The sequence below is a fragment of the Nostoc sp. CALU 1950 genome (genome assembly GCF_051172895.1).
Taxonomy (GTDB): domain Bacteria; phylum Cyanobacteriota; class Cyanobacteriia; order Cyanobacteriales; family Nostocaceae; genus Nostoc; species Nostoc edaphicum_A.
In genome coordinates, this window is sequence record NZ_JBDNJQ010000075.1 from 1 (window position 1) to 21972 (window position 21972).

Below are 21972 nucleotides of genomic sequence, written 5' to 3' on the forward strand. Positions count from 1 at the left end.
GATTATTGTAGAGACGGCGATTCATCGCGTCTTTTGCCTTAACCGAACCGTATTGAGGGCTATGTAGGATTCATTGCACGCAAACCATGATTATAAATACCTGATCTCAAATCCAATATCTATTTTTTTTGCTATGGTGATCCCAAAGGAATTGTTAAGTGCTTACGAGGTGTAAATCAAGTAATTAGTTGATTCTGTAGTATAAAATACTGCAAACTGCACATAAAAATTATCTATAAAGTGCATCTGTTTTGTTACTTAGTAGGTTGGGAAACACGCGTTTCAATATCTTCTAACGTTTGTAACAATAAACGAGTTGCCTGCAATTTCCAACCCCATTTTTGAATTCTATAAGCTAATACAGTTCCAACTACAGACGCTAATAAGCCTATGGGTTGATTTAAAGAAATTCCCAATAACAAACCCAATCCAGCAATTCCCCAAAATGGTAAGGCTACTGCCTGTCTTTGTTCTTCTACAACTTGGGTAATTATATTAGTTTTCATAGTAGCAAGTAATGTCTCCTTGACTTGCTGCTGTTCTATTCTCGACACTGTTAAACCTATTTTACGGCGTAGTTTTTCTATTTTGCGAGCATCAGTGCTGTATTCAGTTAGCTCATCTTCTGCCATTTTCAGGAGTCTTTCTAGTTGCGCCATCGTGGATTGTATCTGGTATTTTGATAAAGTAATTAACCCGAATAATTGTTAAATTTTATTGCTTATTGCCTTGATTTCATCGCTAAATCTGAAACCACGCGACAGAATCAAAAATCTAAAATTGAATATGGGAAAAATATAGTACGAGTTATGCACTTACAAGTTGAGTATAAACTTAAAAGGTAATATTTATGGCTACAGTATCTAAAAGCACTTTATCTCTATCTGCCCAAGAGCGATCGCTCATTCTCTGGTTTGATGAAGTTGGTATTGCTGATATACCCGTAGTTGGTGGTAAAAATGCCTCACTTGGCGAAATGATTCAACAGCTAACGCCCAAAGGCATTAACGTTCCCACAGGATTTGCCACCACTGCTTACGCTTATCGTTATTTCATTCAATCAGCCGGCTTAGAAGCAAAGCTACGTAAACTCTTTGCTGACTTAGATGTTGAAGATGTGAAAAATTTACGAGAACGGGGAAAAAAAGCGCGATCGCTCTTAATCCACACCCCGTTTCCTGTAGAATTGCGAGAGGCGATCGCCACAGCCTACCAAAGTCTTTGTGAACGATATCATGCAGAGACAGATGTAGCAGTCCGTTCTAGCGCCACCGCTGAAGACTTACCCGATGCTAGTTTTGCCGGACAACAGGAAACTTATCTCAACGTTGTCGGTGCCGAAGGAGTTTTAGCAGCTTGTCATAAATGCTTTGCTTCCATATTTACCGATCGCGCCATTTCTTATCGTCACGCCAAGGGATTTGACCACTTTAGCATTGCTTTAGCTGTGGGCGTGCAAAAAATGGTGCGCTCTGACTTGGCAACCTCTGGGGTGATGTTCTCCATTGACACAGAAACCGGATTTAAGGATGCGGCACTAATTACAGCCGCCTATGGTTTAGGCGAAAATGTTGTCCAGGGGTCTGTAAATCCAGATGAATACTATGTTTTTAAACCAACTTTAAAAGCTGGTTTCCGCCCAATTATTGATAAAAAATTGGGCAGTAAAGAACTGAAAATGATTTATGATGACGGTTCCAAATTTACGAAAAATGTTTCGGTTTCGCCCAGTGAAAGAGGCAAATTTGCCCTGAATGATGAGGAAATTTTACAACTAGGAACTTGGGCATGTTTAATTGAAGATCATTATTCTCAAGTCCACGGTACATTGACTCCAATGGATATCGAATGGGCAAAAGATGGCATTACAAACCAACTTTTTATTGTGCAAGCGCGTCCCGAAACCGTCCAGTCGCAGAAGACGGGAAATGTGTTGCGGAGTTATCGGTTGGTATTGGGAAATGGGGAAAAATCTTCCCACTCGTCACTTCATAATTCCCAATCCCCAATTCCCCTGGTTACGGGAAGTGCAATTGGAGAAGCTATTAGTCAAGGGAAAGCCCGCTTAATTTTAGATGTTCAGAAACTAGACCAGTTTCAAGTTGGGGAAGTTTTGGTGACAGAAAGAACTGATCCTGATTGGGAACCGATTATGAAACGCGCCAGTGCAATTGTCACCAATTCTGGTGGTAGAACGTGTCATGCAGCCATTATTGCGCGAGAATTGGGTGTACCTGCGATCGTCGGATGCGGCAATGCTACAGAAATCTTGAAACCTGGTCAAGAGGTAACAATTTCTTGCGCTGAAGGGGAAGAAGGAAAAGTTTATGCAGGCTTATTACCTTTTGAAGTTGAAGAAGTTCCTTTAGAGAACTTACCCCGAACCCGCACTCAAATTTTAATGAATGTGGGTAATCCCCAAGAAGCACTAAGTTTATCCGCAATTCCCAACGATGGCGTAGGTTTAGCACGGACAGAATTTATCATCGCTAACCAAATCCAAATTCATCCAATGGCGTTGATTCACTATGACTCATTAAAAGATGAATTTGTCAAAGCTAAAATTGCTGATATTACCTCGCTTTACGACCAGAAACCCCAATATTTTGTAGATAAATTAGCCCAAGGCATAGGTAGAATTGCAGCGGCATTTTATCCCAAACCAGTAATTGTCCGAACCTCAGATTTCAAAAGTAATGAATATGCCAATTTATTAGGTGGGCGACAGTTTGAACCCCATGAAGAAAACCCAATGCTGGGTTGGCGTGGAGCGGCACGTTACTATGATGAAGGCTACAGAGAAGCTTTTGCCCTAGAATGTCATGCCATCAAAAGGGTGCGGGAAGAAATGGGTTTGACAAATGTGATCCCGATGATTCCTTTTTGTAGGACTCCCGATGAAGGGCGTTTGGTTTTGGCAGAGATGGCAAAAAATGGTTTAAAGCAGGGAGTTAACGACTTGCAGGTTTATGTGATGTGCGAGTTGCCCAATAATGTGATTATGGCTGAGGAGTTTGCTGAGGTATTTGATGGCTTCTCCATTGGTTCTAATGACTTAACTCAGTTGACACTGGGGTTAGATAGAGATTCGGCATTAGTGGCGCGGTTGTTTGATGAACGCAGCCAGGGTGTGAAGCGAATGGTAAAAATGGCCATAGAAGCGGCGAAAAAATGCGATCGCAAAATCGGCATTTGTGGACAAGCACCCAGCGATTATCCAGAATTTGCTCAATTTTTGGTGGAACAAGGAATTGACTCGATTAGTTTGAATCCAGATTCGGTCTTAAAGACGATGCTGGAAGTGGCAAAAGTCGAAGGTACTAATTCGTAATTCGAGTAATTTATGCCAGTTAGAGACCGTTACCACGAAAACTTGAAGAATGCCCTAATTAAAGATGGCTGGAATGTTACTGACGATCCTTTTCATCTAAAGTGGGGAAAAAAGGATCTTTACGTAGATTTGGCAGCCGAAAAGTTGCTCATAGCAGAAAAAGGAACAGAGAAGATTGCTGTAGAAATCAAAACCTTCAGTGGCGACTCAGAAGTAGCAGACCTAGAACAGGCCATTGGTCAGTACTTTACCTACCTTGCTGTCATGAGCCGCAATTATCGAGATAGGGTTTTGTATATAGCTGTTCATGAGGATGTTTTTACTGATATTTTTGAGGAAGAGCCGCTTGGTAAACTTATATTGGAAGACTACAAAATTCCTCTGATCGTTTTTAATCCAAAGCGGGAGGTTATTGTCCGATGGGTAATCTGGAACAATACAGGCAGCTAATTTGCAGCATTCTTACTGAACACACAAAGATTCCCTACTCTTACGGTGATATTCAGCATGAAACTATCTTTGATCGAGAACAGGATCGATATTTGGTGATGATTCTTGGTCGAGAACCAGTGCCAGAACTCTCTCCAACTGCAACGCGTCGCGTTCACGGCTGTCTAATTCACATTGATATTATAGATGGCAAAATTTGGATTCAACGTGATGGCACTGAAGAGGGGTTAGCAACGGAATTAGTAAAGGCAGGTATCCCAAAGGATCGGATTGTATTAGGGTTCCGGTCTGAAGAACTGCGGAAAAATTCAGAATTTGCAATCGCATAGCCAACGGTAGTTAAACTTCTGGATAATTGCTCATAGCATAGCGATCGCCATATTTTGTTTGTGTAATTGTCTACAACACTTTTGACTACTCAACCATAAGTATCTTAGTATTTTGCAGAATGCCAATTTAGCTTAGTCAAAAGCAAGATGACAAATCTTTGGGAAACCGAACGCTTGATTATTCGCGGTTGGATACCCGAACGCGATGCCGAACAAGCATTTGTAATTTACAGTGACCCAGAAGTTACGCGCTTTCTTGGTAAAGCTTCTCTCGTTACAAGTGTTGAGTCACAGCGTCAACGTTTGATTGACAACATCGAGCGATTCCACCGACGCAACAATGGTACCGGTTCTTGGGCAATTGTCGAAAAGGAAACTACAACAATTGTGGGAACTATCCTTCTTAAACAATTGCCCGACAAAGATGATTTACCCACTCAAGATTATGAGGTAGGCTGGCACTTACGGCGAGCTTCTTGGGGTAAAGGGTATGCAACAGAAGCAGGACAAGTTATGCTCAACTACGGATTTAGTGTTCTGAACCTGCCACTGATTTATGCCGTAGTGAAACCAGAAAATCATGCTTCAATCCGTGTAACTCAAAGACTGGGTATGAAACCAATAGGACGAACAAACAAGTATTACGGTATTGAACTACTCCTGTTCCAACTAGATGCACCTGTAAGAATAGGGAATAGGGGGTATTAATTATTAACCAATGCCCAATGACAAATGACCAATGACAAATGACCAATGACAAATGACCAATGACTAAAAAGTGGTTCCGAATTGGGATTGTGAGTGTATTTCTTCTCTCACTTGCCTTACGGTTTTGGGGACTGGAGCGATTTAACACTCTGGTATTTGATGAAGTTTACTTTGCTAAATTCGGTAATAATTACCTCACGCATACCCCATTTTTTAATGCTCATCCGCCGCTGAGTCAATATATTATTGGTATCGGCATTTGGATTGGTAGTCACATTCCTTTTTGGCACGATACTGTAAATGGACTGACAGGTTCATTGCGCTCGCCTTGGACTTATCGTTGGATAAATGCCCTCACAGGCTCATTTATTCCTGTAGTTGTGGCTGCGATCGCTTATCAGTTGAGTTATCGTCGTACCTTTGCAATACTTGCAGGTTTGTTCACAGCCTGTGATGGCCTTTTTCTAGTTGAGTCTCGCTATGCCCTGAACAATATTTATATTGTCATCTTTGGTTTGTTAGGGCACTGGTTTTTATTATTGGCATTAGATAACCAAAATCGGCGACGTTCATTTTGGTTAGTTCTTGCTGGCATCAGTTTTGGTGCGTCAGTTGGTACTAAATGGAATGGTTTATGGTTTCTGTTGGGTGCTTATCTGATTTGGGTAACAGCGTGGGTAATTAGTTTGATACATTCTTTTCCTAACCCCAAACTCGGAGGCAGGAGGCAGGATAGCACAGAGGTAGCGAGTCCGCGAGTGTCGGCAGAAGGTGGAAGTCATGAGGTAGAAGGCGTAAGTCAGGAGTCAGGAGTTAGTACTTATTCTCCCTTAGCCCCCTTATCTTCCTCATCTCAAACACCACTACAAAACTTGACTCAGCTAAATATTTTTCAAATGCTGTTTTATCTAGGAATTATCCCAGCTTTTATCTACAGTATCATCTGGATTCCCCACCTTCAACTAGATAAAACTTATGGATTTATTGCAGTACATCAGCAAATTTTAAAGTTTCACTTACAGCTAGGTGGCAATAGTCCCAACGTGCATCCTTACTGTGCTGCCTGGTACAAATGGCCGTTGATGACTCGACCAATGGCATATTATTATCAAACAGCTAAAAGTATCACCGAACCTTTACCTGTAATGGGGCCTCCTTTGCCTGCCGGTGCTGGAAAAGTTATTTATGATGTCCATGCAATGGGTAATCCATTTTTGTGGTGGTTTGGTGTTGCTGCCATGTTGTTTATAATTGGGTTGCTGGTGTCGCAAGCCGTTATTTTTTTGGTAAAGGAAAAGCGTTTTTCTGTACCTGCAACTCTGAGTGTTGATACTTGGATTGCATTGTATTTAGTTATCAATTATGCAGCTAACTTATTACCTTGGGTGAAGGTGACGAGGTGCGTTTTTATTTACCACTATATGTGTGCAGTAGTATTTCTCTTTTTAGCGATCGCTTGGTTTGTCGATCAATGCCTTCGCAGTTATTATCAACAACTGCGGGCGCTAGGTGTCACCATTACTTTTATCATTCTGGCTGCTTTTATTTTTTGGATGCCAATTTATTTGGGTTTACCTCTCTCACCTCACGATTATAAGCTGCGAATGTGGTTCAACTCTTGGATTTAGTCAAAGGGATATTGTCTAAACAGGGCATTAAATCCTAATCGGAAGCAAAGCGTCTTGGGACTGCACTCCTAAATCCAATTAGTGATCGCCAAAAAGTGTGTCGAAGCACACGGAAGTGAAGTTGTAGTCAATAGTATGTGCAGCATTCTTGTTTGAGATTGGTATTAGCTATAGGACTCATATTTGATTTCTGAAAAAACTCAGTACAACTAAGAAGCTTTCTTGACTGTAGCAAGATTGCCTATTGCCTATTGCCTGCCTACGCAAATTAGTTCAGAAATCAAAGCGGATTCCTATGTATCCTTTTGAATTACAAAAATATTTTTACTTGTAAATAAAATGTACAGTGATAATACTATATTGTCGTATTTAGCCTAATATTTCATGGAAATTTAACGGTTAATTTACGGAATTTCCATATATGAGTTGTAGCTTGATATATACCTGATTTATACTACATATATTACACATGATACATAAAATAATGTAAGCTATTAGGGTAATCACTAGTACAGCACGGCGTAAATAAATCACTTATTCCCAATCAACAAAACCCTTACGCTGTCTTCATTTTGACTTTTGGCTTCCGCCTTGCGGTACTAGCCCCTAAAAAGATTTGTTTGTAAGTGCTTGATAAATTATATGTCAAGCATAAGGCTTTTATGCGTCTACAAAACTAGCAATTCTACGTTTATGTCCGACTATCAAACGAAACCTGAAAACAACTACTTAGATGTATCTACTGGTAAGTGTTTAACAGAGTTTCAGCGGAAACTGCTATTACAAAATTTGCACAAAAGTTTACCTGAATCCTACCGTCAACGAATTGAAATTATGTTGTTGGCAGATGAAGGGAAAACTCAAACAGATATCTGTCAAAGCTTGGGATGTTGTGCAGCAACAGCACGACATTGGACACACATAGCTCGGGCTGGGATGGCGCACCAATGGCAAGATTGCCCCATTGGTCGCCCGAAGGCTGTGAATGATCAGTATTTGGAGCGTTTGAAGCAACTAGTTAACAACAGTCCTCGCGATCATGGCTATGCTTTTCGTCGCTGGACAGCAAACTGGCTTGCGAAACATCTAGCAAAGGAATTTGGGATTGAGGTAAGCGATCGCCATATCAAGCGACTGCTCAAACAGATGGGATTATCCACACTACCAAAACCTAGCAATTATGAAGCAAATAGCAATGAACAGGCTCAGGGTTCCAAAATTTTGATTAGTGACCTCAAATCCGCAGCTATTCCCGATGATACCGAATTTTTACCTATTAACTTTGCAAAATTAGGAAAAGATTTAGACATTTATGGCGCAAGATATATCTGCTCAGTTAGTAACTTTGCAACAGTTAAACAATACTCTGGGTTATTCTCTTTCGACAGAGGAATTTCAACACTGTCTTGAACAAGTTAAATTTATCAACCCAAAAGTCGGCAAATTCTGGCAAGGAACTGATGCTAAAGCTGGCATATATATTGCGATCGCTGGAAAAGTCAGGTTACTGGATGGCCGCGATGAGTTAATCGCTACTTTGGAGGTGGGAGAGTCCTTTGGGGAATTTACCTTATTTAAGGAGGGTGACTTCAGACCTTATGCAGCAAGGGCTTCAGTAAACTTGCAATTATGCTTCATTTCTGGAGAGGTATTGTGGCCACTGATGGCTAGATATCCACAAATTCGGGAGCATTTGTGGGCTAGGGCGCTATCTCGTAATCCCCAACAGGTAGATTCAGAGAACCCTCTATCTGACTCAAAACTGCCTCATGAAAGAAAGATTTTGTCAACGCCAGCAGTCGAGCCACACCAGAAAAAGATTAGCAAAGCCTATTTTCCCAACTCCAAGCAGCGAGTCGGGCATTTATTACAGCGTGTGATTCGGCGCTATCCCTTTTTTGCCCAACAGAGTGGATCAGATTGCGGTGCAGCTTGTTTAGTAATGGTGTCTCGCTATTGGGGGAAAAACTTTAGTGTAAATCGCCTACGGGATATCGCCAATGTTGACCGCAATGGCTCGTCGCTTCGGGGGTTATCGGCGGCGGCGGAAAGTATTGGGTTTGCTACGCGACCTGTAAAAGCGAGTCTTGATCAATTGGCGAAGCAAAAATTGCCTGCGATCGCTCACTGGGAGGGGAAGCACTACATCGTTGTCTATGAAATCGCTGATAAACAGGTGATTGTGGCAGATCCTGGTATTGGTCAACGCACCCTCAGCCACCAAGAATTTAAAGCCAACTGGACTGGCTATACACTGCTGCTACAACCCACAGCCTGGTTAAAGGATGCCAAAGAAACTACAACTCCCTTTTGGCAATTCTTTGAGTTAATGAAGCCTCACTCTTTAGTAATGCTGGAAGTGTTTGTCGCTTCCTTATTTATCCAGATTTTTGGACTCGTTACTCCCCTATTTACCCAGTTAATTTTAGACCGGGTGGTGGTACAGCGTTCTGAACTGACCTTAACGGCGGTAGGGTTAGGATTGCTAATTTTTAGTTTATTCCGTGTGGCGATGACGGGGTTGCGGCAATATCTGTTAGACCACACAGCAAATAAGGTAGATTTGGCATTGATTGTGGGATTTATTCGCCATACTTTGCGGCTACCCTTAAGTTACTTTGAGTCGCGTTATGTGGGGGATATTATTTCTCGCGTACAGGAAAACCGCAAAATTCAACGCTTTCTCTCTGGCGAGGCGTTGTCCATCCTCCTGGATTTAGTCACCGTCTTTATCTATTTAGGATTGATGTTTTGGTACAGTTGGAAAATGGCATTGCTGGTGTTAGTGATTGTGCCGCCTTTTTTCCTACTGGCGGTGATTGCCACACCTTTTTTACAAAAGATTTCTAGGGAAATCTTTAATGCTGTTACTAATGAAAGTAGCTATCTAATTGAAGCCATTTCTGGTGTGCGAACAGTTAAATCCACAGCAGTAGAACAGACGGTACGTTGGCATTGGGAAGAGTTATTAAGTAAGGAAATAAAAACTAACTTTTCCGGGCAAGTTATCAGCAATCGTCTGCAAATATTCAGCAACACAATTGAAGCAGTGGTAACTACCGTCTTACTGTGGTTTGGGGCTTACCAAGTAATTCACAACCAGTTAACTATTGGGCAATTGGTAGCATTTAATATGTTGCTGGGAAATATTATCAGACCTTTCCAACGATTAACAGTTTTGTGGAATCAATTGCAAGAAGTGGTGATTGCAGTGGAGCGCATTAATGATGTGTTGGATGCCGAACCAGAAGAGGATTTACATTACCAGGCGCGGCAATCTTTACCACCTATTCAAGGTAATATTCGCTTTGAAAATGTGACGTTTCGCTATCACCCTGAAAGCGATATCAATGTTTTGGAAAATCTCAGTTTTGAAGTACACAGCGGGCAAATGGTTGCTCTAGTGGGACGGAGTGGTTCTGGGAAAACCACGATTTCTAAACTGGTTTTGGGGTTATATCCTCCCACAAATGGCAAAGTGTTGATTGATGGGCAAGATATTAACAGTCTTTCGTTGCGTTCTCTACGCGAGCAGGTTGGGGTAGTTGATCAAGATACCTTTTTATTTGGTGGAACGATTCGGGAAAATATTAGCTTGGCACATCCTGGGGCAACTTTGGCAGAGATTATTGAGGCGGCGCGATTGGCGGGTGCTGATGAGTTTATTAAAAAGTTACCTATGGGTTATGAAACCCAGATAGGTGAAGGAGGGGGGATGTTGTCTGGAGGACAGCGACAAAGAATTGCGATCGCTAAGGCGTTGCTAGGCAATCCCAAGCTGTTAATTTTAGATGAGGCTACTTCCCATCTGGATGCAGAGTCAGAAAGGATTATTCAGACGAATTTAAACACAATTCTTAAAGGCAGAACTACCTTACTAATCGCCCATCGCCTATCAACTGTGCGGAATGCAGATTTGATTTTAGTGCTGGATAGAGGCGTGTTGATTGAGAGTGGGACTCACCAAGAGTTGATGGCGAAGCGGGGACATTATTTTTATCTCAATCATCAGCAGTTGGATGTTGCGGGGTGAAACAAGAGGATCGGGAGAAAGCTTTTCTTGTTTCACCACTTCTAAAATCCCAAATCCAAAATTGATATCAGGAAAAATCATGCCAAACACATCGAATGGAAAGGTTCAAACCCAAATCCATGAGGTAGAACAGCACGAGGAAATTTTAAGTAAGCAGACACCAGCGAGATCAACTGATGATTGGGCTGACGCGACAAAGGATTTACTTGATAGCTTGCCCCAAGTTTGGACTAGGGGATTGCTGTATTTTTTAGTGGTGTTTGTGTCGATAGTTTTACCTTGGGCGATGCTATCTAAGGTGGATGAAACGGGTACGGCAAGAGGGCGAATTGAACCTAAAGAAAAGACAATTAAGCTCGATGCTGCTGTGGCAGGAACAGTTGCTGAAATTAGTGTAAAAGAAGGTGAATTAGTTAAAAAGGGGCAGACTTTATTATTGTTAGACTCAGAATTAGTCAAGGCGGAATTGCAGCAGACACAGGATAAGTTAGAAGGACAATTAAATCGACTTACTCAGTTAAGTTCATCTAAAAATCAATTATTTGTTTCCTTGGCAACTCAAGAACAGCAAAATCAATTTCAACAGTTAGAGAAGCAGGCACAGATTGACCAAGCACGCCAGAACCTAAAGGTGATAGCGAGTGCTTATAGCTTACACAAAGAAGAAAAATTATCTCAAGTTAATCAGGCTAAACAAACTCTTGAGCAAAGTCAAAATTCTAAAAAGTTAAATGAGGTAAGCTTAACTATTGCTCAGCGCGAACTTGAACGTTACCAAAAAGCTTTTAAGGAAGGTATCGCAGCAGAAATAAATGTTGTAGACAAGGAAGATGCGTTACAAGAAAGGCTCAAATTATATGAACAAACAAAGTCAGATATTCAACAGTCTAAGTTACGTCTATCTGAACAAAAGAGTAGTTATGAGCAAAGTATTCGTCAAGCCAAAGCAGATATTGAACAAGCTGAGTTACGACTTAAAGAAGAAGAAAGAAGTTATCAAACTTTGACTCGCTCTGGTCAGCTAGCTCTGCTAAAAATTGAAGAACAACAGAAAAGTCTAGCAACAGAAATTACTTCACTGAAAGCAGAGATTTCTCAGAGTAATAGACAGATTGAATCGTTAAAATTTCAGTTAAGACAACGAGAGATAAAAGCTACTACCAGTGGCACACTTTTTCAGTTACCGATTGAGAAAGCTGGCGCTGTGGTGCAGCCAGGGACAATGGTGGCAGAAATTGCACCTCTAAATTCGCCTTTAATAATTCGCGCACAAATGGCGACTACTGAAAGTGGTTCTTTGCGGACAGGATTGCCAGTAAAGATAAAATTTGATGCTTATCCTTTTCAAGATTATGGGATTGTATCAGGTGAGTTAATTAAAATTTCTTCTACTACTAGAGAAATAGATACCCCTAATGGAAAAGTAGCAACTTATAACTTGGATATTGCCTTAAAACAGAATTGTGTTCAATCTGCTAATAAGTGTATTCCCTTTCGTCCAGGAGATACAGCAACAGCTGAGGTGATTGTGCGCCAGCGCCGAATTATTGATTTTCTACTTGATCCGTTTAAGCAATTGCAACAAGGGGGAGTGAAATTGTAGAAATTTCACCTGGAGGCTAATAAACATTCTATTTTACCATTAATTAGGAACAACATTATGTCACAACCTATTACTGTTACCAATGAGGATATTCTTCAACAAATCAAGCTATCCTGCAAAATTCCTGAAATAGTTGAGCAGATTGTTAGCCGCAAACTGATTATATCTGCTGTTGAAGAAGCTGGCATAAAAGTAGAATCAGAAGAGTTACAAAAAGCAGCAGACTTATTCCGCTTAATAAAAAAACTCACCAGTGCTGAAGAGACATGGACTTGGCTGGAAAAACATAGTTTGTCTTTAGATGATTTTGAAGAAATTGTTTATAATGATGTCGTTTTCGGAAAGTTAAGTCAACATTTGTTTATAGATAAAATCGAATCATACTTCTTTGAGCATCAGCTAGACTACGCTGGCGTAGTGATGTATGAGGTTGTATTGGATGATGAAGACTTAGCAATAGAACTCTTCTATGCTGTTAAGGAAGGTGAGATGAGTTTCTACGATGTTGCTCATAAATATATCCAGGATACTGAGCTACGCCGAAAAGGGGGATATTTGGGGATAGTGCGCCGCCAAGATTTAAAGCCGGAGATTTCTGCTGCTGTTTTTGCTGTTACACCGCCTCAGCTTCTCAAACCGATAATAACTTCTAAGGGAATACACTTGATTTTGGTGGAGGAGATTATGCAAGCGCAGTTAGAGAATAAATTACGTTATAAAATTATGGGTGATTTGTTTGACCTGTGGCTGAAAAAACAAATTGAGCAAACTGATCTGGTCACAAATTTATAACTGTATTTCCATTAACAAGCCAGTTTTAAACCTTTTTTTAAAAGTTTATAAAAGCAAGTAAGGTGGGCAATACCCCAGGGCAAACGCATCTAAATTACTCTTGATCACAAAGCTTGGATGTGGGTTGCTGTCACTCTCACAACTCTTGGTTGTAGAAACAACTAATAATACAGCAGACGAGCTATTCGTTCTGCTGTAATTTGGAGACGTATTAGTTTTGGTTCTCAAACTCAAGCTGGTGTGTTTTTGTTGCCCAGATGTTAACTGTAGTTACAACTCTCAAATCCCAAAAGCGTAATGTTTTGGAGTTTATGATTCAGGCTGTTGTTGCTGCTCCTAGTAGTACAACTGCGCCTTCTTTGCTTCCAGAATTTACTATTTGTTTCGTCTTTTTTGCCTTTAACGCCTGTGACAGCCGGATGTCCTTTGGTTTGGTCTATTACCTTTCTTTCTCACGTCTTCTGAGAGGATTTATTGTTGAACAGGGCTCCAAACCCTAGTACAGAAACTAAAGCGAGGATGGTGGAAGGTTCTGGGATGGTGATACCATCATAACGCCCCCCGACTAGCAGCGGACCTGCATCTCCCACGTTTAGCGGAGCCGTTAAATCTGGTTCAGTAAGGGTTTGAGCGACAAAACGCGTCCCCAGGGGAATGACTCCTCCTGTAAAAGTAACGCGTGGCGCTTGGAAAAACTCTCCAGAGTCCTCCAAGATAAAGTTATTATCAACTTCAATATTGGCAAAAAGGTTAGATATGCCAATCTGTCCATCTCCATTCACATCTGCCCAGATTACCTCGTCATCAATTTCATCGAGTTCAGGAAATAAAAACAGCTCTATTGTAGTGATATCCAGTCCTGTATCCTCATTAAGAAAGTTTTGTTGGCCGCTGATATCAGGTGCATTCCATACAAGAACGGTACGGGGGGGATTCACACCAATTCCGAAATCGAAGGAAGGGAGATTGGGATCGGGAGTTGTCAAAACGGGTTCGACTAATATAGCAGCAGCAGATGGAGCTAAAGAAAGAAGACTGCTGACTACCGCACTAGCAATGAGCGTTCCTATATTTTTAGTATTCATAACCTTAAAGAAAGAGACGTATAAACTAACATCGTTAATAATACTTAATTTTGACAACTGCCAAAATTAAGTTTTTCCTTATTCCCAAGTGAGCACTGAAGGCAACAATTCTGGAGATACTAAACGTAATAATTGATACTCTATTACTGCTGTACCTCGGAAAAACCAGGGTTAAAAAGCCAGTTAGGTATTACATCAAAAGTATATTCCCAGTTTTATATTGCACCACTTTCCATTAATTCTTTAAGGGTTTGCGCCCAAGGTGGAAAGTGGGGTTATCTATAACATTTACTGTTCCCAAGAAAAGACGGACTGTGTTTAAATCCCATCCATTCCACTGAAGATGTTTATTAAATTTATCTTCTCCTCGCAGGAGTTTAAACCAACTTTTGGGACGTTCTTAAATGAGATTTTGCTCAAGCTTTTGCGGATTAAAATCCAGGTCGCAAGGATGATTGAAGCACTCTGAAATAAAGATTATGTTTGTAGCTATAGTAGCCATTTGTGATAATTCTACTACTGCTATTTCCATTTTAGTTACAACGATTCCCCTACGAATTTACAAAGTATATACTAGGGGAATCATTGCGCCTCAAATAATGTTTAGCCTGACACGCTCCACTCAAATTTTCGGGAATGAATGGAAACTTTGAAGTCAAGTTAAGCATGATTTGATGATCAAGCTAATACTAGACCACCACCACCACAACACGTTGGACAACAAGCCGCCCTGAGTCCCCCTCTTAGTTCAAGTTCGTTGTCTTCGAGATCGCTGATGAAAGTTTCATAATCGTTAAACAATTCAGATCCAGCAAGCTTGATGTCATTAACTACGATGTTAGCCATTTGAGTTTTTCTCCAAAAAATATTTTGTGTTTTTGAGTAAGAATCAATTAGCAATTTTTGATTCTTGTTGTAATCATAATTTGAATAAATTTAGTATGTCTATATTTTTTCTAGTTTATTAGTGCTTAAATAAAAACATTTATGTCACTATAGCAATCCTCTTTGATTTGCAAACACCGACAGGCTCAGATCCCCGACTTTTTGAAGAAGTCGGGGATCTTTTTATTTCTAACTCATTTAGGATTGCTATACTAGCTTTTCGGAGCATTGATGTGACTCAACAGAGATAGCATTTTATTTCCTTAGTTTATGCCAATTTAATTTTCGGATGGGTCTAATAAAAAGGCAATTACAACAGAATTAGAGTCTGTTAAAAAGACATAAAACTGAAACATTTATGTCACCATAAATTTTAAATTTGAGCAAATGAAGGAGGCCTTATTATTAAATGGGAGCGCAAGATTAAAAATAAAGGTAATGCTGTTTATTAAATTTAGCTGCGTAGCAGCTTAGACGATCGCACACCATCACTACTCTTCATTTACAACTTCTCGCCTAACAAACAAAGCCCGATAAACAGGTTCACCCTTTTTTTGCGTACCTATTTCCCTTTCTGTTGGAACTGGTAAGGGGTTTTCAGTTAACCATTCTTCTGTACCAATTTTCTCAAAATCTGGATTTTCCGCAAAGCGATCGCGCATTTCCACAGCGACAAATTCCATATCTGATTGCAGAAATACAAATCCCCCAACCGCAAGATATTTCGCTAAATCTGCCACTAATTCTGGTTGAACTACACGACGTTTCGCATGGCGGGTTTTAAACCAAGGATCGGGGAATTGAATTGTAACGTGTTGTAAACTTCCTGGAGGGAGAGAAGATAAAAGTGAGTGCAATGAGTTGTTCACATTGCAAAACAAGTAGTGCAGGTTTGTTAAAGCCAACTCAGAACGTAACTTATTCGCCTCCACCACCAGCGGTTCCCGAATTTCTAAGCCGAGAAAATTCCAGTTGGGTTCTATCTTGGCCATATTCAGCAAAAACTGTCCCTTAGCGCAGCCAATATCTAGATGTAGTGGTTGATTTGGCTTTGCATAAACTTTTTCCCAGTCAAGGGGATTTGCTGGTGTTTGATACTTTTTACCAAGTGGATTAACATGCTGGCGGACTCGGACTGCTGCCAAAATTTGCTCTCCTTCACGTGAAAATATCCTGTAGTGCAACTCCAGGTTACAAGGAAGTCTAGCAAAAGTATGCCAAAAATTATCGGTCTATCATTCAATCACCTATCCAGCAGAAAGTTTTTGACACTCCCACGACTATAAGCGGTGGGCTTTTTGCTCCAATACTTGTAAAGCAGTCTGAGTCAAATATGCCATCTTTACACTGTATTTTGAGGTTTTCGAGAAATTTATATTTTTGAAGTCCCTCATTTTGCATTAATCTCTAGAATTAAAATGCTTAAGCACATTTGCTCTAGTCATGGAGGGAGGAAACTTAAACAGTGGATATTCTAGATTTGTTTTATAAGGGCGGGCCAGCGATGTGGCCTTTGCTAATTTTGTCGATTCTGGCTTTGAGTGTGATTTTCGAGCGTTTGTGGTTTTGGTTAAGAATTTTGACTCAGGAAAAGCAAATAGTCGATCGCATCCTAGATGCTGCCCAGGATAATTGGCAAGTAGCTGCGGACATTGCAAGACAAGCAAGCCATCAGCCTGTCGGGCGTTTTCTTTACGCCCCTTTACGCTTAACAAAAAGTAATGCGGAAACCTTTCGACTAGCACTTGAGTCCACAGCCGAAGATGAATTGGCTGGGATGCGGCGAGGTGAAAAGCTTTTAGAAGCCGTGATTGCCCTCGCACCCCTGCTAGGATTATTAGGTACAGTTTTGGGTTTAATCCAGTCTCTGCGCTCAATTCGGATTGGCGATTTAGGAACTGAATCTACTGCTGGAGTGACTACTGGTATTGGTGAATCCTTAATTAGTACCGCAGCAGGGCTAATAGTTGCCATCATTAGTTTGGTATTTTACCGCCTATTTCAAAGTTTTGTCGTCAACCAAGTTAAAGTTTTTCGTAAAGCAGGCAATGAAATGGAATTGCTTTATCACCAGTCCCCGCCTGACTTTAGTAATATTACATCAGCAATTGTGCGGGAGAATTTCACTCCACCTCGCAAGCCAGGAAAGACTCGGTTGCCTGAACCACCTGAACCCCCGAATACACCTAATTAATAGTCAAGAATTCAACTCCGAAACCAGGCTTTAGAGTGAGACATGAAAGTTAATCTACATACTCCAATTGAAGAAGTCCAAATTCAAATCATCCCTTTAATTGATGTTGTTTTTTGTATCCTGACGTTTTTTTTGTTAGCGGCATTACAATTTACACGGCAACAGGCGATAAATGTTGATTTGCCCAAAGCCAGCCCCAGTTCAGTATCCGGGATAACGTCACAGAGTGGAAGTCTGATTGTGACTATCGATGCCGTTGGCAATACTTACATAGAAAAACAGCCTATAAAACGGGAAGATTTGGGACAAACGTTAAAACAGTATCTCCAACAAAATCCCAGTGCTATCGTGGTGCTGAATGCTTCGCGCACAGCAACTTATAATGATGTGATTGAGACATTAGATTTACTACGGCAAGTAGGAGGCGATCGCGTTTCTTTAGGAATTATTCCTGGCCCATCTCAACCACCCACAAACTTACCAAACCAACCTGCTATCCCCTCTTTCCCAATAAATCCTGGTGATGCACAAGTTCCAGGTATCAATCCCGAAGGGAATCTTGCCCCTAAATTTCCTTTAGCACCTAATTCCGTACCCTTACCCACGGCAGTTCCTAGCTCACCAGCGCCTTAAGCGCCAGCATCCAAACCAACCTACTCTTAAAAGATAATGTAGGGCATGGGGAATGGGGCATGGGGCATTGGTTATTAATATTTTCTTCCCCTGCTCCCCTACTCCCTCATTCCCCACTCCCCCTTCAAGATTTTTGCTAAACCTAAAGATATCTAAAATAAAATTCGGTCAGAGAAAAATTCTCTGCTAATTTATAAATAATTGGTTGAGCTTTAAAGATTTTTCCACCGATAAACTGAAGTAATTTATCACCAATTGCCATTCACATTTCAGGGGTTGTGGCATGAATATCGTGACGCTTTTAATTGTTTGGGTAGTAACAGCTATCAGCTTATTGATAATTAGCAAATTGCCTTTGGGAGTTGAAATTGACACTCCAGGTAAAGCCTTCCTTTCTGCCGCAGTGCTTGGGATCGTGACGGCAATAGTCAGACCGATTTTAAGCCTCGTTTTTGCAGTACCAAATTTACTTACCTTGGACTTACTATCCGGCATTTTCACATTTATGATTGCCGTAGTTTGTTTTAGTATTGCTGCTTGGTTAGTAGAGGGATTTCGCTTACGTTACGGTATTTGGAGTGCTGTAATTGGGGCATTTGCGCTGACTATAATTAACAGCTTAATCTACAAACTATTGGGCGTCTAAAATTAAGAGTTAAGAGTGATGAGTGATTAATAAGTGATCACTCCTAACTCCTAACTCGCATCTTTTAATTATTCGTTGGAACTTGGTGGAGCAACTGGGGTAGTTGATTGTTGTTTACGTTGTTCGCGTTTTTTGCGATCGGCTGAAAGCATATCTGCCATTACTATCAGTGCTTGCGCCATTTTTTCTAGGTTAGAACGATATAACTCCAAATCTTTGTTGAGTTTGTCATCGGAGAGGTGCAGACCGGCTGCGATCGCTTTCAATGCCTCAGTGAGTTGTTTTTCGTCTTTGACTAATTCGGGATCTGACTGCTCTAATAACGAAAATACACCAATTGCGAACAAACGGTTGTATTTAAAGTTAGGATTATTGGCGATCGCTTGCAGTTGTGCTTGTAAGTCAGTATCTCTATCTAAGTAAGTAGTTTGCCCTAGCCAACCAATTAAATCTTTAACTGGCAAACCTTTAGCTACAGCTTGCAATCTTTCAGCATCCTGTCGATATTGTTGCGGATCTGTTTCTATAGCCCGACATAGGGCGTTAAAAATTGATTCTTGATCCCGTTCGGGTTGATAGCCTTCCATGAAGCGGTCAAAAGTAGTGACGACACCCAAGGCATAAATTGGATTGTAGCTAAAATCGATATTTACTGACAGCAGATGCATTTCCACCATCAATTCTTCTACTACCCGACGATAAATAGTGTTGATCGGACGGGTGTGAAGATTGTAGAAAGTTCGTTTTGTATCAGAGACTGTACGGACGTTATTCACAAAGAAAAAGGAAATGTTAAGGGCGACGTATCTTTATTTTCTCGCTTAAAGGCTACTTTGCCAAGTTGAGCTTTTAGCTGGTGACAGTTTCATTTACAATGTAGACAAATCGGAAGTATTTTATAAGCTAGTAGCCACAGGGGATTAAGACCTTTTCTCCTAAAAAACTAGCCAAAAAAAATTATCATCCTTAATGATTCTTTTATCGCATTTATGAACTTCTCGCCACAGTTAATTGCTTTAGGTGAGTACCTAGCTGGTGAATTTGATAATCGGGAACAAGCCATAGCAGAACCAGTTTGGTATGTCCACCTGTGCTTGTGGCAAAGACCAGTTAATCTCTTTACAGAAGATAGCATTACCTTGTTTGCCGAACAGGCTAACGTTATCACCCTAGATCAACCTTACCGCCAGCGAATTATCCGCTTGCGTCAGGGGAGCGACTCTGACGCAACCGTGGAAGTACAATATTACATGCCTCAAGATCCAGGTGCATTAAGAGGCGCAGGTCATAACCCTGCTCTACTCAACACACTGACACCCGAACAATTAGATTTACTGCCAGGTTGTATCCTAACAGTTACTCAAGAAAAACTAGCTTGTGATCGCTATAAGTTCACTGCTACCCCAGTACCAGAGACTCGTTGCAGCTTTAGTTATCTTGGCAATACTGTGTATGTTTCCTTGGGCTTTGCAGCTACAGGGGCAGAATTTTATAGCTATGACAAAGGAATTGATCCAGCAACTGGAAAAGCAACCTGGGGAGCGATTATGGGGCCTTATCGCTACACCAAGCGAAATCAGTATTTAATAAGATAAAGTTATGAGTCATGAATTTTGAACTAACTCCAAACTCTAAACTCCTAACTCCTAACTCCTAACTCTTTTTTAACTGGCAATGCTACGAGGTACACCTTCTAAAGCTTCCTCTTCTGTTTCAAAGATTTCAAAAACAGTATCCATCATCGTCACTTCAAATACGAGTTTGGCTTCTGGATGTACATTGCAAATGCGGAAACTGCCCTTGACTTTATCAGCATCGCGCATTCCAGCGACTAAAGAAGTAAGACCAGAACTATCAATAAAATTTACCTGAGCCAGATTTACAACTACATGGCGACTGAGTTTGGAAATACACTCCTGTAACTTCAGGCGAAATTGCCAAGCAGTGGTGATATCTAGGCGACCTGCTGGTGTCAGGACAATAACAGTGTTTCCGTCTTGGGTTGTATAAGTTTTTTGGTCTATATGAATCACTAAAGCTCTCCCCGTGCCATTCCTATTAAGATTAATTACTTGCAGAATTTTCTAATGCTGTCACTTGAGATTAACAAGGTATAGCTAAAATTGTCACCTTTTTCTGCTAAGTGCTTAACTTTAGTAGTTTAACTCATCAAAATAGTGGGGAGTGGGGAGTGGAGAGTGAGGAAGATGAGGGAGAAAGGGAAGATCAGGATAATTATCATAACTCCTGACTCCTAACTCAGCACTCCTAACTTAGCACTCAGCACTCAGCACTCAGCACTCCTAACTCAGCACTCAGCACTATTTAGGTGTCCAGTTGATCCAATCTTGAGGCTTAAGGAAGGTTTCATACAACTCGGCTTCAGGGGAATTGGGTTCCGGTTGATAGCCGTATTCCCAGCGCACTAAAGGTGGTAGGGACATGAGAATTGATTCGGTGCGTCCGTTGGTTTGCAGACCAAAAATGGTGCCTCGGTCATAAACCAAGTTAAATTCTACATATCGTCCCCGACGGTAGAGTTGAAAATTCCGTTGGCGATCGCCATATTCCATCCCATGCCGCCGTTCTACAATTGGTACGTAGGCTGGTAAAAATGCTCTGCCGCAGCCTTGCACAAAACCAAACAAATCTTCCCAATTGCGGGTTGCGGGTGTTCCCACCTGGTTGCTATATTTAGCCGCTTCTCCGTCGGGATTTGGGCCGCGATATAAAACACCTTGACCATCTTGGTAATCAAAAAACAGACCACCTACCCCCCGTGTCTCGTCACGATGCTTGAGGTAGAAATATTCATCACACCACCGTTTAAATACTGGGTAATATTCTGGGTGGTGTTCGTCACAAGCCTGTTTTAACGTTTTGTGTAAATGTGCCGCATCTTCAGCAAATGGGTAATAAGGTGTCAAGTCAAGACCACCACCAAACCACCAAACTGGCCCCGCTTCAAAGTAGCGATAATTGAGATGAACTGTGGGTACGTAAGGATTGTGAGGATGTAGCACCATTGAAGTGCCAGTGGCATAAAAGCCATGCCCTGCTGCTTCCGGGCGTTGGGCTAAAATTGAAGCCGGCAAATGGGAACCCCAAACTTCAGAAAAATTTACACCTGCTTGTTCAAATATTGCACCATCTCGCAGCACGCGCGATCGCCCTCCACCTCCTTCTGGGCGTTCCCAACTATCTTCATTAAATTTAGCCACACCATCTAGTGTTGCCAATGATTCGGTAATTTCGTCTTGCAGCTGTTTCATAAACTGACTGACTCTAGTCTGAGCGTCAGGAGCTGGCAAAGACTTGGATGGTACTGCTTCGACAGTTGGTGTTTGCGAGTTGGTCAACATAGATTCCCGAACCTAAATTACAATTTCCAGAAAGCCACAAATTTTTCATTTTAAAATTTGGGGGAAACATGCGCCAACAATCTAGCTCTATTTGCCCAACCCGCTTTTTCTTACTGGTTAAGCATTTATACGATTGATGGGCATCACTAGAGTTATTTTCCCTCAAATGCGTATAGGCTTGTATATTGAATTAGTTTTTTTTGAAATTCTTAATTGGAATATTCTGGTAGAAAGACTAAATTTTAGTCTTAACCTTGAAGTATCAAGGGTTTGACTGGACTGCTCAAAACTTA

At 41.1% G+C, this 21972-nt stretch carries 20 protein-coding genes; 13 read left to right on the forward strand and 7 right to left on the reverse strand.

The window, feature by feature from the left end:
* Positions 1-254 precede the first annotated feature (254 nt).
* Positions 255-659, reverse strand: a complete 405-nt coding sequence (locus ABF638_RS20245; protein ID WP_435024785.1) for a hypothetical protein — start codon at positions 657-659, stop codon at positions 255-257.
* 191 nt (positions 660-850) lie between these two features.
* On the opposite strand from ABF638_RS20245, the gene ppsA reads away from it, so the two are divergent.
* From ppsA to ABF638_RS20290, 9 genes are all read left to right on the forward strand, one after another.
* Entirely contained in the window at positions 851-3331 is a 2481-nt protein-coding gene (ppsA, locus tag ABF638_RS20250; RefSeq protein ID WP_435024786.1) for a phosphoenolpyruvate synthase, read from the forward strand.
* A 12-nt stretch (positions 3332-3343) separates the two neighbouring features.
* Entirely contained in the window at positions 3344-3781 is a 438-nt protein-coding gene (locus tag ABF638_RS20255; protein ID WP_435024787.1) for an element excision factor XisH family protein, read from the forward strand.
* Positions 3751-4110, forward strand: a complete 360-nt coding sequence (locus ABF638_RS20260; RefSeq protein ID WP_435024788.1) for a XisI protein — start codon at positions 3751-3753, stop codon at positions 4108-4110. The genes ABF638_RS20255 and ABF638_RS20260 overlap by 31 nt, the downstream gene beginning before the upstream one ends.
* Positions 4111-4257: 147 nt before the next feature.
* Entirely contained in the window at positions 4258-4818 is a 561-nt protein-coding gene (locus ABF638_RS20265) for a GNAT family N-acetyltransferase (protein ID WP_435024789.1), read from the forward strand.
* A 59-nt stretch (positions 4819-4877) separates the two neighbouring features.
* Positions 4878-6446, forward strand: coding sequence for a dolichyl-phosphate-mannose--protein mannosyltransferase (locus ABF638_RS20270; RefSeq protein ID WP_435024790.1), 1569 nt, complete (start codon positions 4878-4880; stop codon positions 6444-6446).
* Positions 6447-7139: 693 nt separating this feature from the next.
* Positions 7140-7856 (forward strand): helix-turn-helix domain-containing protein, encoded by a 717-nt coding sequence (locus tag ABF638_RS20275; RefSeq protein WP_435024791.1) that lies wholly within the window; start codon positions 7140-7142, stop codon positions 7854-7856.
* Positions 7759-10479: a peptidase domain-containing ABC transporter gene (locus tag ABF638_RS20280; RefSeq protein WP_435024792.1), complete on the forward strand. Its 2721-nt coding sequence runs from the start codon at positions 7759-7761 to the stop codon at positions 10477-10479. The genes ABF638_RS20275 and ABF638_RS20280 overlap by 98 nt, the downstream gene beginning before the upstream one ends.
* A gap of 79 nt (positions 10480-10558) precedes the next feature.
* A complete protein-coding gene (locus ABF638_RS20285; protein WP_435024793.1) occupies positions 10559-12082 on the forward strand; it encodes an HlyD family efflux transporter periplasmic adaptor subunit in 1524 nt (507 codons plus the stop codon).
* A 57-nt stretch (positions 12083-12139) separates the two neighbouring features.
* The gene (locus tag ABF638_RS20290; RefSeq protein ID WP_435024795.1) at positions 12140-12874 is read left to right on the forward strand and encodes a peptidylprolyl isomerase; all 735 of its coding nucleotides are present in this window, start codon (positions 12140-12142) and stop codon (positions 12872-12874) included.
* Between the two features lie 452 nt (positions 12875-13326).
* On the opposite strand, the gene ABF638_RS20295 is transcribed toward ABF638_RS20290, so the two are convergent.
* The 3 genes from ABF638_RS20295 to trmB form a co-directional block, all read right to left on the reverse strand.
* The gene (locus ABF638_RS20295; protein ID WP_435024796.1) at positions 13327-13959 is read right to left on the reverse strand and encodes a PEP-CTERM sorting domain-containing protein; all 633 of its coding nucleotides are present in this window, start codon (positions 13957-13959) and stop codon (positions 13327-13329) included.
* Between the two features lie 678 nt (positions 13960-14637).
* Entirely contained in the window at positions 14638-14805 is a 168-nt protein-coding gene (locus ABF638_RS20300; RefSeq protein WP_435024797.1) for a hypothetical protein, read from the reverse strand.
* A gap of 530 nt (positions 14806-15335) precedes the next feature.
* Positions 15336-15989 carry a tRNA (guanosine(46)-N7)-methyltransferase TrmB gene (trmB, locus tag ABF638_RS20305; protein WP_435024798.1) on the reverse strand — a complete coding sequence of 218 codons (654 nt, stop codon included), beginning with the start codon at positions 15987-15989 and terminating at the stop codon, positions 15336-15338.
* Between the two features lie 320 nt (positions 15990-16309).
* Between trmB and ABF638_RS20310 the strand changes: the two genes are divergently transcribed.
* The 3 genes from ABF638_RS20310 to ABF638_RS20320 all read left to right on the forward strand — a co-directional run bounded on the left by ABF638_RS20310 (position 16310) and on the right by ABF638_RS20320 (position 18317).
* The gene (locus ABF638_RS20310; RefSeq protein WP_435024799.1) at positions 16310-17038 is read left to right on the forward strand and encodes a MotA/TolQ/ExbB proton channel family protein; all 729 of its coding nucleotides are present in this window, start codon (positions 16310-16312) and stop codon (positions 17036-17038) included.
* Between the two features lie 42 nt (positions 17039-17080).
* The gene (locus tag ABF638_RS20315) at positions 17081-17671 is read left to right on the forward strand and encodes a biopolymer transporter ExbD (RefSeq protein ID WP_435024800.1); all 591 of its coding nucleotides are present in this window, start codon (positions 17081-17083) and stop codon (positions 17669-17671) included.
* A 283-nt stretch (positions 17672-17954) separates the two neighbouring features.
* Positions 17955-18317 (forward strand): phage holin family protein, encoded by a 363-nt coding sequence (locus ABF638_RS20320; RefSeq protein ID WP_099102349.1) that lies wholly within the window; start codon positions 17955-17957, stop codon positions 18315-18317.
* Between the two features lie 68 nt (positions 18318-18385).
* Here ABF638_RS20320 and psb29 read toward each other — a convergent pair whose 3' ends face one another.
* A complete protein-coding gene (psb29, locus tag ABF638_RS20325) occupies positions 18386-19093 on the reverse strand; it encodes a photosystem II biogenesis protein Psp29 (RefSeq protein WP_435024801.1) in 708 nt (235 codons plus the stop codon).
* Between the two features lie 213 nt (positions 19094-19306).
* Between psb29 and ABF638_RS20330 the strand changes: the two genes are divergently transcribed.
* Positions 19307-19912 (forward strand): chromophore lyase CpcT/CpeT, encoded by a 606-nt coding sequence (locus ABF638_RS20330; protein WP_435024802.1) that lies wholly within the window; start codon positions 19307-19309, stop codon positions 19910-19912.
* A gap of 69 nt (positions 19913-19981) precedes the next feature.
* Here ABF638_RS20330 and ABF638_RS20335 read toward each other — a convergent pair whose 3' ends face one another.
* Both ABF638_RS20335 and hemF read right to left on the reverse strand, forming a co-directional pair.
* Entirely contained in the window at positions 19982-20350 is a 369-nt protein-coding gene (locus ABF638_RS20335) for an STAS domain-containing protein (RefSeq protein WP_012411454.1), read from the reverse strand.
* Positions 20351-20638: 288 nt separating this feature from the next.
* Positions 20639-21679 (reverse strand): oxygen-dependent coproporphyrinogen oxidase, encoded by a 1041-nt coding sequence (gene hemF, locus ABF638_RS20340; RefSeq protein WP_435024803.1) that lies wholly within the window; start codon positions 21677-21679, stop codon positions 20639-20641.
* Between the last annotated feature and the right edge of the window lie 293 nt (positions 21680-21972).